This is a genomic window from Pseudomonas sp. ABa2 (genome assembly GCF_056676075.1).
In genome coordinates, this window is record NZ_CM155239.1 from 2,290,398 (window position 1) to 2,302,709 (window position 12,312).

General features: G+C 66.8%; 12 protein-coding genes and 1 pseudogene. 12 read left to right on the forward strand and 1 reads right to left on the reverse strand.

Annotated features, from left to right (window positions below):
• Positions 1-5: 5 nt before the first annotated feature.
• From AC1G9C_RS11205 to galU, 9 genes and pseudogenes are all read left to right on the forward strand, one after another.
• Positions 6-170, forward strand: a pseudogene (locus AC1G9C_RS11205) (rubredoxin); the annotation flags it as partial.
• Positions 159-1,409, forward strand: a complete 1,251-nt coding sequence (locus tag AC1G9C_RS11210; protein WP_480410403.1) for an FAD-dependent oxidoreductase — start codon at positions 159-161, stop codon at positions 1,407-1,409. The pseudogene AC1G9C_RS11205 and the gene AC1G9C_RS11210, both read left to right, overlap by 12 nt.
• Positions 1,410-1,419: 10 nt before the next feature.
• Positions 1,420-2,748, forward strand: coding sequence for an NAD(P)/FAD-dependent oxidoreductase (locus AC1G9C_RS11215; protein WP_480410218.1), 1,329 nt, complete (start codon positions 1,420-1,422; stop codon positions 2,746-2,748).
• A complete protein-coding gene (locus AC1G9C_RS11220) occupies positions 2,745-3,116 on the forward strand; it encodes an ethanolamine utilization protein EutQ (protein ID WP_480410219.1) in 372 nt (123 codons plus the stop codon). The genes AC1G9C_RS11215 and AC1G9C_RS11220 overlap by 4 nt, the downstream gene beginning before the upstream one ends.
• A gap of 91 nt (positions 3,117-3,207) precedes the next feature.
• On the forward strand, positions 3,208-4,485 hold the full coding sequence (locus AC1G9C_RS11225) for an MFS transporter (protein ID WP_480410404.1): 1,278 nt from the start codon (positions 3,208-3,210) through the stop codon (positions 4,483-4,485).
• Positions 4,486-4,753: 268 nt separating this feature from the next.
• Positions 4,754-6,307, forward strand: a complete 1,554-nt coding sequence (locus tag AC1G9C_RS11230) for a BCCT family transporter (protein ID WP_031302648.1) — start codon at positions 4,754-4,756, stop codon at positions 6,305-6,307.
• Positions 6,308-6,684: 377 nt separating this feature from the next.
• Positions 6,685-7,005 carry a hypothetical protein gene (locus AC1G9C_RS11235; RefSeq protein WP_031302649.1) on the forward strand — a complete coding sequence of 107 codons (321 nt, stop codon included), beginning with the start codon at positions 6,685-6,687 and terminating at the stop codon, positions 7,003-7,005.
• A 102-nt stretch (positions 7,006-7,107) separates the two neighbouring features.
• A complete protein-coding gene (locus tag AC1G9C_RS11240; RefSeq protein ID WP_480410220.1) occupies positions 7,108-8,469 on the forward strand; it encodes a UDP-glucose dehydrogenase family protein in 1,362 nt (453 codons plus the stop codon).
• Positions 8,470-8,508: 39 nt separating this feature from the next.
• Positions 8,509-9,348, forward strand: a complete 840-nt coding sequence (galU, locus tag AC1G9C_RS11245; RefSeq protein ID WP_021442131.1) for a UTP--glucose-1-phosphate uridylyltransferase GalU — start codon at positions 8,509-8,511, stop codon at positions 9,346-9,348.
• Positions 9,349-9,437: 89 nt separating this feature from the next.
• Here galU and AC1G9C_RS11250 read toward each other — a convergent pair whose 3' ends face one another.
• Complete coding sequence (locus tag AC1G9C_RS11250) at positions 9,438-9,860, reverse strand: VOC family protein (RefSeq protein WP_480410221.1); 423 nt, start codon at positions 9,858-9,860, stop codon at positions 9,438-9,440.
• A gap of 76 nt (positions 9,861-9,936) precedes the next feature.
• Between AC1G9C_RS11250 and gorA the strand changes: the two genes are divergently transcribed.
• The 3 genes from gorA to AC1G9C_RS11265 are packed head-to-tail and all read left to right on the forward strand — an operon-like array spanning position 9,937 to position 12,312.
• Complete coding sequence (gorA, locus tag AC1G9C_RS11255) at positions 9,937-11,295, forward strand: glutathione-disulfide reductase (RefSeq protein WP_480410222.1); 1,359 nt, start codon at positions 9,937-9,939, stop codon at positions 11,293-11,295.
• A 7-nt stretch (positions 11,296-11,302) separates the two neighbouring features.
• Complete coding sequence (locus tag AC1G9C_RS11260; protein ID WP_480410223.1) at positions 11,303-11,926, forward strand: trimeric intracellular cation channel family protein; 624 nt, start codon at positions 11,303-11,305, stop codon at positions 11,924-11,926.
• A 2-nt stretch (positions 11,927-11,928) separates the two neighbouring features.
• The gene (locus AC1G9C_RS11265) at positions 11,929-12,312 is read left to right on the forward strand and encodes a VOC family protein (protein WP_480410224.1); all 384 of its coding nucleotides are present in this window, start codon (positions 11,929-11,931) and stop codon (positions 12,310-12,312) included.

The window sequence follows — 12,312 nt, forward strand, 5'->3', positions numbered from 1 at the left end:
ACGACATGTTCAAGACCTGGCTCTGTGTGGTCTGCGGCCTGATCTATGACGAGGCCCTGGGCTGGCCGGACGACGGCATTGTCGCCGGCACCCGTTGGGAAGATGTGCCGGCGGACTGGAAGTGCCCGGAGTGCAAGGTCGGCAAGGAAGATTTCGAGATGCTCGACATCAGCCCGGTAGTCGCCGCGGCAGCGAACCCCTCGACGCCCTTGCCGGTGCCCCCGGCGGCGCCCGCACAACCTGCGGCTGGCGTGCGTCAGCCCATCGTCATCATCGGCAGCGGTTATGCCGGCTATGGCCTGGCCCAGGCGTTGCGCCGCGCCGATGCCGAGGTGGAAATCCGCGTGCTAACCCAGGAGTCCGGGTACCTGTACTCCAAGCCAGCACTGTCCATCGGCCTGGCTCAGGGCAAGAGCGCCGAGGCGCTGGCCGGCGAGTCGGCCCTGGCCATCGAGAAGCGCCTGAAGATTCGCGTCTACCCGCATTGCAGGGTCGAGCGCATCGACACCACGGAGCGGCGCCTGCACACCACTATCGGCGAGATGGAGTACGGCCAGCTGGTGCTGGCCAGCGGCGCGGCGCCGATTCGCTTGCCCATCGAAGGGGCCAGCGACGCGCTGCTCAGCGTCAACAACCTGCACGACTATCGCATCTTCCGCGAGCGCCTGGTCGGCGTGCGCCGCGTCGCCATCCTCGGCGACGGCCTGATCGGCTGCGAGTTCGCCAATGACCTGGCGGCCAGCGGCTTCGAGGTCAGCGTTATCGGCCTCGGTAAATGGCCTATGGAGCGCCTGTTGCCGGCCGAGGCCGGCCGGCAGCTGCAGACCGCGCTGGCGGAGCTGGGCGTGCAGTGGCACCTGCAGAACACTCTGCAGCGCATCGACGCACTGGAGCAGGGCTACCGCCTGACCCTCGCCGATGGTGAAGGCCTGGACGCCGATCTGGTGCTCTCCGCCGTCGGCCTGCGGCCCAACCTGGGCCTGGCCGAAAGCGCCGGGCTCGCCGTGGGTCGCGGCATCCGGGTCGATGCCCGCCTGCAGTGCTCGCAAGCGGGGATCTACGCCCTGGGCGACTGCATCGAGATCGACGGCCAGCTGCTGCCCTACCTGGCGCCGATCAACCAGGGCATCGCCGCCCTGAGCAAGACCCTGCTCGGCCAGCCAACCACGGTCAGCTACCCGCTGATGCCAGTGACGGTGAAGACCCCGGCCGCACCGCTGTGTCTGTTGCCGCCGGCCGTCGGCGTGGCCGGCGAATGGCGTTGCACGGCGACCGCCGATGGCCTCAGCGCCGGCTACTACGACGCCGCCGGCACCCTGCGCGGCTTCATCCTGCTCGGCCGGCAAGCCCAAGCGCAGCGCAACAGCTGGCTGCAATCCTGTCAGAACGCACAACGGGCCGTGGCCTGAGGGCGCAAGCATGAACAAGAGCATCAATCTGCCCCACGACGACGCCAGCTGCGGTTGGTACGCCGCGCTGCCCGCCGCCGAGCCCGCCACGCGCCTGCAGGGCGAGCAGCGTGCCGACTACGCGGTGATCGGCGCCGGTTTCGCCGGCCTGGCCGCCGCCCGGCGCCTGGCCGAGCACCATCCCGAGGCGCGCATCCTGCTGGTCGATGCCCAGCGCGTCGGCTACGGCGCCTCGGGGCGCAACTCCGGCTTCGTCATCGACCTGCCGCACAAGTTCGCCCTGGAACACCCCGATCCAGCGCACAAGCAGCGCCTGCTCAGCCTCAACCGCGCCGCCATCGCCCAGTTGCAGGGGCTGATCCAGCGTCACGGGATCGACTGCCAGTGGTCCCACGCCGGCAAGTACCAGGGCGCGGTGGGGCCGCGCGGCATGGCCTATCTGCAGCATTTCGAGCGCCTGATGCAGGATCTCGGCGAGCCCTTCGCGTGGGTCGAGCGCGGCGAACTGGCCAAGGTTGTGGGCAGTCAGCACTACAGCGGGGCGATCTACACCCCGGGGTGCTATCTGATGCAGCCGGCGACGCTGGTCGGCGGCCTGGGTCGCTCGCTGCCCGGCAATGTCGAGCTGCTCGAGGAATCACCGATCCAGCGCCTGCAGCGCGATGGCCAGGGCGGCTGGATTCTCCACGGCAGCACCGGCAGCATCCGCACCCCGCGGCTGCTGCTGGGCACCAGCATCTTCACCCAGGAGTTCGGCTACCTGCGCAACCGCCTGCTGCCGGTGATGACCTTCGCCAGCTGGACCCGGCCGCTGAGTGACGCCGAACTGGCCGTTTATGGCGGCCAGCTCGACTGGGGGCTGACCCCGGCCGATCACGCCGGCACCACGGTGCGCATGACCCAGGACCGCCGCCTGATCATCCGCAACACCTACAAGCACGTGCCCAAGTACGGCAAGAGCAGCAGCGACGCCATGCGCGAGTCGGTGCGCAATGACCATCGCAAGGCTTTCCTAGCGCGCTTCCCGCAGCTGGCCGAGGTGCCGTTCAGCCACACCTGGGGCGGCGTCTACGCCATTTCACGCAACTTCACCAACTTCTTCGGCGAGCTGGAGCCAGGCGTGTTCGCCTCGGCCTGCGACAACGGCGTCGGCGCGGCCTGGGGCACCATCTCCGGCACCCTGCTGGCCGACCTAGCGGTGGGCGCCGATTCGGCGCAGCTGCGCGACATCCAGGCGGTCACCGGCATGCCGTCGCTGAACCCGCCGGAACCCTTCCTCGGCCTCGGCGTGCGCTCGCGCATTCGCCTGGCGGCCTGGAACAGTCGGAGCGAGCTATGAGCCAGGTCGTTTCCGGCAAAGGCCCGGTGCTGCTGGTTGATCACCATGACCTGGACTTCATCCCGCGCGGCGGCCCGCCCGGCGCCGCCTTCGTGGCGCGGGCGATCGGCAACGAGATCTCGCCGCACATCGGCATAGGTTTCGCCCGCTGGGAGGGTGCCGAGGTGGCCTGGACCCTGCTGTACGACGAGGTGATCTTCGTCATCCAGGGCTGCTTCGAACTCAAGGCCAACGGCCAGCTGTACCGGGTCGGGCCGGGCCAGCTGCTGTGGATTCCCGAGGGCACCGAGCTGGTCTACGGCGGGCATGCGCTGTTCGGTTACGTGGTCCATCCGGGCGACTGGAAGCAGCGCCACGGTCTGGCCTAGCCAGGGGAGCGTTGCAGATGGTCCCGCTTTGCTGCGCGCCCGGCTCAGGCGCAGTTGTTATCCGTGAAAAAGGGGTGAGCAATTGCTCGGACTGACCCAGGCGTTCGCTGCACTCTATCTGGCCAGTCTGCTGATGCAGCTCGGCTCGACCCTGCTGATGACCTATCTGGCGCTGCGCTTGACCGCCGGCGGCGTCGCTGATTTCTGGGGCGGCGCGCTGATGGCGGCCAATGCCCTGGGCATGGTGGTCGGCGGCAAGGTCGGCCAGGTGCTGATCGGTCGCGTCGGCCATATCCGCACCTACGTGGCCTGCTCCGGAATCATCTGCGCGGCGGTGCTGACCCACGCCTTCAGTGAAGCATTGCCCCTCTGGCTGTTGCTGCGCCTGCTGGTCGGCGTGGCGATGATGTGTCAGCTGATGGTGGTGGAGAGCTGGCTCAACGACTGCGCACAGAGCGATCAGCGCGGTAAGGTGCTGGGCATCTACATGGTCTCGGCCTACGTCGGCATGATGCTCGGCCAGCTGGCGCTGAGTATCGACGGCGACCTGGGCCTGCACGCGCTGCTCGGCGTGGTCATCGCCTTCGCCCTGAGCCAGGTGCCGATGGCGCTGACCCGTAGCACGCACCCGGCCATACCGAGTGCGGAACCGGTCGATCTGCGGCTGTTCCTGCAGCGGGTGCCGCAGTCGCTGATCACCGTGCTGGTATCGGGCATGATCAATGGCGGCTTCTATGGATTGTCGTCGATCTACGCCAGCCGGCAGGGCCTGGGCACGGTCGAAGTGGGGCAGTTCATGGCCCTGGCGATCGCTGCCGGCCTGCTCGCGCAACTGCCGCTCGGCTGGCTGTCGGACCGACTGCCGCGGGCCAGCCTGATTCGCGCGGTGGCGGCGTTGCTGATGCTTACCTGCCTGCCGCTGGCGTTCTATCAGGGGTTGTCGTTCGGTGTGCTGCTGTTGTTCAGCGCCTGTATCGGCTTTCTGCAGTTCTGCCTGTATCCACTGGGCGTCGCCTTGGCCAACGACAACATGGAGCCGCGCCTGCGGGTTTCGCTGGCGGGGCTGTTGCTGGCCACCTTCGGCGTCGGCGCCTGTATCGGCCCGCTGCTGGCCGGTGCGCTGATGGGGCATTTCGGCGCCTCCAGCCTCTATCTGTTCTTCGCCGTCAGCGCCGCCGTGCTGGCGCTGGCGGTGGGGCAGGGGCGCGTGACCGGCGAGCACCTGCAGGACGATGCGCCGTTGCATCATCAGGCCACCCCCAACGGCATCGCCTGTGCGACTCTGGCGGCGGTGATCGAGCCGCCCGGTGCAGCGCCGCTGACGCCCGCGTCCGATCTTACAGGCGACCCCGGCCGCTCCGGTCCATGAGCCATCGAGTCTCATAGCGAAGCGGCGCGGACGCGGCCATGCCGGCAACGGAGCCGCTGGCGTCGGACTCTCCAGGCGTTAAGGGCAGGCGCCGCGCACGCCCGGATTAATGATCAAAACTCATAAGTCGCGGAGTTTAAATGGTTTGTCGAGGACATACCCCTGACTGACCATTGAGCATCTGCAGGACGTCCAGAACCAGGAACCTCGGTGCCTGGGTTGGGTTCGGTAGAACAACTTATTACAAGAACAAAATCGAGGTGCGTGCATGAAGCCTATAGCTGCGCAAGGCCTGGTCAGTCGAGAGTTCAATATTCGAGTGCTGGGCCTGAACTTCCATCGGGTTATCTTTCCAGTCTCGTTCTCAATAGTCCTGCTGCTGGTTCTGCTGGCGCTGAGTAACCCGGTGCTCTTCGGCCAGACACTGGAGAGCGTCAAGGGCTGGATTCTCAAGAACTGCGACTGGTTCATCATCATCATGGGCAACCTGGCCGTGCTGTTTTGCGCGGGCCTGGCGCTCTCGCCCCTGGGCAAGGTGCGCCTGGGCGGGCGCGAGGCCAAGCCGGAGTTCAGCACGCTGTCCTGGTTTTCCATGATGTTCGCCGCCGGCATGGGTGTCGGCCTGCTGTACTGGGGCGTGGCCGAACCCGTGGCGCAGTACACCGCCTGGTGGAAGACGCCGCTGGATGTCACGGCCAACACGCCGGAGGCGCAGCACGCGGCGATGGGCGCCACCCTGTTTCACTGGGGGTTCCACCCTTGGGCCATCTATCTGACCAGCGCCCTGGTGGTCGGCTACTTCTCCTACAACAAGGGCCTGCCGCTGTCGCTGAGCTCCGGCCTGCAGCCCCTGATCGGCAAGGCGCACAAGGGGCTGCCGGGGCAGTTGGTCGATGTGTTCACCGTGGTGCTGACCGTCTTCGGCCTGGCCACTTCGCTGGGCCTCGGCGCCATGCAGGCCACCGCCGGCATTTCCCATGTGCTGGGCGTGCCCAACAACTTCACCTTCCAGCTGCTGTTTATCGCTACCGTGACCGGCATCGCCGCGATTTCCCTGTGGCGCGGGCTGGATGCCGGGGTCAAGCTTCTGAGCAATATCAACATGCTGCTGGCCCTGGGGCTGTTCCTGCTGGTGGTGGTCGGTATCGGCGTGCTGGAGTTCTTCTTCGGCGCCCTGACGGCCGCGCTGGATTACGGCCGCTTCTTCCTGCCGCTGAGCAACTGGGTCGAACGCCCGGATCAGGACTGGTTCCAGGGCTGGACGGTGTTCTACTGGGCCTGGTGGTGCACCTGGGGCCCGCTGGTTGGCATCTTCGTTGCGCGCGTGTCCAAAGGCCGCACCCTGCGGCAGATGGTGGGCATGGTGATGCTGGCACCGACCCTGGTCGCCGTGCTCTGGTTCGCCGCCTTCGGCGGCGGCGCCATCGCCCAGGTCGTCGACGGCAGCGGGGCGCTGGCGGCGGGCCTGACCGACGTCAACATGGCCATCTTCCAGTTCCTCGAAGTGCTGCCGCTGGGCGGTCTTGCCTCGCTGCTGGTCGTGGCCTTGCTGGTTATCTTCATGGTCACCTCGGTCGACTCCGGCGCCCTGGTGGTCGATAACCTCGCCGCCGGCGGAGATCCCGATACCCTGCCGCTGCAGCGGGTGCTCTGGCTGGTGATGATTGCCCTGGTCACCGTCACCCTGTTCGTGGTCGGCGGCGACACCGCGCTCAAGGGCATCCAGGCCGGCGCAGTGGCGATGGGCTTGCCGTTCATGGCCTTGATGCTGCTGATGATGGTCGGCCTGGTCAAAGGCCTGATCCAGGACTGCCGCAGCTGAACCACGGGCTACCCACGCCGCCCGACGCGCTGCCCGCTGGCAGTCGTTGGGCGGCGTTGTTGCAGTTGGCGAAAAGCAGGGCAGCCCTCTAACGCCGCCGACCGCCACTCGGCCATCCACCCTTCAAATCCCTGCGTGAAGTCGCCATTGCCGGCGGCTTGGTGACCTCCTCGCATTTTCAGCGGCGCTTGCGCGAGATGTTCGACATCGTCCCGGGGCAGTTTCGCAAACGTACGAATTCCCAAGAGAGCGGCGGCGGGGCAGCGGGCCGGCGTAAAAGCAACGAACGAGCCGCGAGCAAATAACCTGGCGCCGCTGTCTGAGAGGTATCCGGTGCCTCCGCCGTCGCGGAGGAGGTTGATTGGCGAGGTTGCATGATGCTCTGTCGGTTCATTTCGCGCGGTGTTCTGCCGTTCTGCTGGGCGGCGCTGTTGGCCAGCCAGGCCAGCGCCGAACACCGTCATGATGGTCATGACAAATGGGAAAACCGCTACCGGGACGGGCCGTGCCGCGTCAAAGAGGAGTTCGACCGGGGCGATTACCTGCTGGAAATCAAATGTCCGGACGGCCACGGGCGAAGCTGGCCGCGCGGCGAATGGAAGGAGGAGTTCCGCGACGGTGCCTGCCGGGTGAAGATCGACGCCAAGCGCGACGAGTACAAGAAAGAGGTGAAATGCAAGGAGTGGGATGACGACTGAGGGGTGGCCTTGCGCCGACTGTCATGGCCCGGTCACCTGACGGTCATACCGCTGCCACCGCCATCCGCTGCAATCGCTGCAACCCGTCGAGAGGATGCAGCGATGCAGATATGCGTAATTGGGGCTGGCTACGTTGGGCTGGTGACGGCGACCTGCTTTGCCGAGATGGGCAACCGGGTGATCTGCGTCGAGCGCGACCCCCTGCGGGTGGCACGGCTCGCCCGCGGCGAGGTGCCGATCTACGAGCCCGGCCTCGAGGCGATGCTCAAGACGCAACTGGCCAGCGGCCAACTCAGTTTCACCGCACAGCTCAAGGCCGGCATTCGCCGCGCCGAGGTGGTCTTCATCGCCGTGGGTACGCCCAGCGGCGAGGACGGTTCGGCCGATCTGTCCCATGTGTTGGCGGTGGCGGATGAGCTGGGCGAACAGCTCGAGCACGGCTGCCTGGTGGTGGACAAGTCCACCGTGCCGGTGGGCACCGCCGAGCGCGTCGCCCAGCGCATCAACGCCGCCCTGGCGCGGCGTGGCCTGCGTGCCCGGGTCATGCTGGCGAGCAACCCGGAGTTTCTCAAGGAGGGTTCGGCGGTCGAGGACTTCATGCGCCCCGACCGGGTCATAGTCGGCTGCGACGACGAGCGCGGCACGGAGCTGCTGCGCCGGCTCTACGCGCCGTTCCTGCGCAACCACGACCGCCTGCTGTGCATGGGCGTGCGCGCCGCGGAGTTCAGCAAGTACGCGGCCAATGCCTTTCTCGCCACCAAGATTTCCTTCATCAACGAGATGGCCGGCATCTGCGCGCGCCTGGGGGTGGACATCGAGGAGGTGCGCCGCGGCATCGGCAGCGACAAGCGCATCGGCACCCACTTCATCTACGCCGGTTGCGGCTACGGCGGCTCCTGCTTTCCCAAGGACGTGCGCGCGCTGATCCGCACCGCCGAGCTGGAGGGTTTCGAGCCGGGCATCCTGCGGGCGGTGGAGGCGCGCAATGCGCTGCAGAAGACCCTGCTGTTCCAGGCCCTGCGCGAGCACTTCAACGGCCATCTGCAGGGCAGGGTGGTGGCGCTGTGGGGGCTGGCGTTCAAACCCGGCACCGACGATCTGCGCGAGGCGCCCAGCCTGGTGCTGCTCGACGCCCTGCTGACGGCGGGCGCGCGGGTGCAGGCCTGCGATCCGGTGGCGACCCCGGCGCTGGCGCCACGCTACGCCGAGTACCTGGCCAAGGGCCAGTTGCTGCTCAGCGATTCGCCCTATGTGGTCAGCGAGGGCGCCGACGCCCTGGTGCTGGTGACCGAGTGGAAGCAGTTCCGCCAGCCGGACTTTCTGCGCATCCGCGCCGCGATGCGCATGCCGGTGCTGTTCGACGGGCGCAATATCTACGATGCGGCGCAGCTCGCCGAGCTGGGTTTCCTCTATCGCGGCATCGGCCGGCCGGCGCTGGGCAGTTGTAAGGCCAGCGCAGCTTGATAGACTGGCTGCGCATTCCACACGCCATCTGGGAGTCCCATGATCAAGAAATGCCTGTTCCCCGCCGCCGGTTACGGCACCCGCTTCTTGCCCGCGACCAAGGCCATGCCCAAGGAAATGTTGCCGGTGGTGAACAAGCCGCTGATCCAGTACGGCGTCGAAGAGGCGCTGTCCGCTGGTCTGACCGAGATCGCCATGGTCACCGGCCGCGGCAAGCGCGCGCTGGAGGACCATTTCGACGTCAGCTACGAGCTGGAGCACCAGATCCGCGACACCGACAAGGAAAAGTACCTGGTCGGCATCCGCCGCCTGATCGACGAGTGCAGCTTCGCCTACACCCGCCAGGTGGAGATGAAGGGCCTGGGGCACGCCATCCTCTGCGGCCAGCCGCTGATCGGCGACGAACCCTTCGCCGTGGTGCTGGCCGACGACCTGTGCCTGAACCTGGAGGGCGACAGCGTGCTGACCCAGATGGTCAAGCTGTACAAGCAGTTCCGTTGCTCCATCGTCGCCATCCAGGAAGTGCCGCGCGACGAGACCCACAAGTACGGGGTGATCGCCGGCGAGATGATCCGCGACGACATCTACCGGGTCAGCAACATGGTGGAGAAGCCCAAGCCCGAGGACGCGCCGTCGAACCTGGCGATCATCGGCCGCTATATCCTCACCCCGGACATCTTCGACCTGATCCGCGACACCCCGCCGGGCAAGGGCGGCGAGATCCAGATCACCGACGCGCTGATGCGCCAGGCCCAGCAGGGCTGCGTGATGGCCTACAAGTTCAAGGGCCAGCGCTTCGACTGCGGCAGCGCCGAAGGCTATATCGAGGCGACCAACTTCTGCTTCGAGAACCTGTACAAGACCGGCAAGGCCTACTGAGCCTTAGGCAACGGGAGGTGCGCGCGGCCCCGTGAGCACCACGCATCCCGAGTTAACCAGGACGCCACCTTCGGGTGGCGTCTTGCGTTTCAGGGGATCGGCATCCGCTCCGACCCCGGCCCCAGCGGCTGGCCGTAGCTGAATTCCACGTAGTTGCCGGCCGGGTCGCGCAGGCCGCAGTAGTAGCCGACCGGGTAGGGCTCGTCGCGCGGCGGCCAGATCAGGCAGCCGTCCTCCGCGGCCATGGCCGCGATGCGGTCGACCTCCTCGCGGCGGGCCAGGGCGAAGCCGAAATGGCTGTAGTCGTCGCTGGCCAGCTGGCGATCCTGGCCGCCGGGCATGATGACGAAGATGAACTGGTGCTCCTTGCCCGGCTCGGCCATCCAGACGATGCGCGTGCCCTTGCCGGGGCGCTGGTGGATCACCTGCATGGCGCAGTAGCGTTGGTAGAAGGCGATGCAGGCGTCCAGGTCGGGCACGTGCAGCGCCAGGTGCGTCAGGGTCGGGCGCATGGCGGCTTTCCTCCTTGGCTGTCAGCTTAGTCTTTGCCTTTCCGGTATGCTGGCGGCCTGTCTAAGGAGGCCTCAGATGACTTACGACTACGACCTGTTCGTGATCGGCGCCGGCTCCGGCGGCGTTCGTGCGGCACGTTTCGCTGCCGGCTACGGTGCCCGGGTGGCGGTGGCCGAGAGCCGCTACCTCGGTGGCACCTGCGTCAACGTTGGCTGCGTGCCGAAAAAACTGTTGGTCTACGGCGCGCATTTTGCCGAAGACTTCGAGCAGGCCGGCGGTTTCGGCTGGTCGCTGGGCGAGGCGCACTTCGACTGGGCGACCCTGATCGCCAACAAGAACCGCGAGATCCAGCGTCTCAACGGCATCTACCGCAACCTGCTGGTGAATAGCGGCGTGAGCCTGTTCGAGGGCCACGCGCGCATCCTCGACGCCCATAGCGTCGAGGTGAACGGCCAGCGCCACAGCGCCGAGCGCATCCTTATCGCCACCGGCGGCTGGCCGCAGCTCCCCGAGATTCCCGGGCGCGAGCATGCCATCAGCTCCAACGAGGCGTTCTTCCTGGAAACCCTGCCCAAGCGCGTGCTGGTGGTGGGTGGCGGCTATATCGCTGTGGAGTTCGCCTCGATCTTCCATGGCCTGGGTGCCCAGGTCACCCAGCTCTACCGCGGCGAGCTGTTCCTGCGCGGCTTCGACGGCGCGGTGCGTAGACACCTGAAGGAGGAGCTGGTCAAGAAAGGCATCGACCTGCAATTCAACGCCGATATCGAGCGCATCGAACGGCAAACCGACGGCAGCCTCAACGCCACCCTCAAGGATGGCCGCGTGCTGCAGGCCGACTGCGTGTTCTACGCCACCGGCCGCCGGCCGATGCTGGACAACCTGGGCCTGGAAAACGTCGAGGTGAAGCTGGATCAGCGCGGTTATGTCGAAGTGGACGAGCAGTTCCAGACCAGCACGCCGTCGATCCTCGCCATCGGCGACGTGATCGGCCGCGTGCAACTGACCCCGGTGGCGCTGGCCGAGGGCACGGCCGTGGCGCGCCGCCTGTTCCAGCCGGAGCAGTACCGCCCGCTGGACTACCGGATGATCCCCACCGCGGTGTTCAGCCTGCCGAATATTGGCACCGTCGGCCTGAGCGAGGAGCAGGCGGTCGAGGCGGGGCATCGCGTGCAGATCTTCGAGAGCCGTTTCCGGCCGATGAAGCTGACCCTCACCGAATGCCAGGAGCGCACCCTGATGAAGCTGGTGGTCGATGCCGACAACGACCGCGTGCTGGGCTGCCATATGGTCGGCCCGGAGGCCGGCGAGATCGTCCAGGGCCTGGCCATCGCGCTCAAGGCCGGCGCCACCAAGCAGATATTCGACGAGACCATCGGCGTGCACCCGAGCGCCGCCGAGGAGTTCGTCACCCTGCGCACCCCGGTCGGTGGCTGAGGGCGCCATGCAGCAACTGTTCTATTTCGCCGACCTGTTCGGCGTGGCGGTGTTCGCCATCACCGGCGCGCTGATGGCCGGGCGCAAGTCCATGGACCTGTTCGGCGTGCTGGTCATGGCCATCGTCACCGCCCTGGGCGGCGGCACGCTGCGCGATCTGATTCTGGACAATCACCCGGTCAGCTGGATACGCGACGACACCTATATCCTGGTGGCGTCGCTGGCGGCGCTGGGCACGGTGGTCTGGGTGCGCATGACCCGGCCGATCCACGAGAAGGGCCTGCTGATCGCCGACGCCTTCGGCCTGGCGGTGTTCACTGTGTACGGCACCGAACTGGCACTGCAGCACGGCACGCCGATCAGCACCGCGGTGATCATGGGGGTGATGACCGGCGTGGTCGGCGGGGTGATCCGCGACGTGCTGTGCAACGAGATCCCGCTGATCTTTCAGAAGGAAATCTACGCCACCGCCTGCATCGCCGGTGCGCTGACCTTTATCGGCCTGCGCGCGCTGGACACGCCGCACTGGCTGGATACCAGCGCCGCCATGCTGGTGGTGCTGGGCGCGCGCCTGGCAGCGATCCACTGGCACCTGGGGCTGCCGCGTTTTCATCTGCTGGACAGGCATTGAACATGATCGAACGACTGGATCACCTGGTGCTGACCGTGGCCGATATCGAGGCCACCGTCGCCTTTTACGAACGGGTGCTGGGCATGCGCCACGAGCGTTTCGGCGCCGGGCGCAGTGCGCTGCTCTTCGGTCAACAGAAATTCAACCTGCACCAGGCCGGCCGCGAGTTCGAGCCCAAGGCCGCCAGGCCGACGCCGGGGGCCATCGATCTGTGCCTGATCACCGAGTGGCCGCTGGTCAAGGTGCTCGCGCATCTGGCCGAGCAGGGCGTGGCTGTGGAGGAGGGGCCGGTGGCGCGCACCGGCGCCATCGGGCCCATCGAGTCGGTGTATTTTCGCGACCCGGACGGCAATCTGATCGAAGTCAGCCGTTATTCCGCTGTGTAA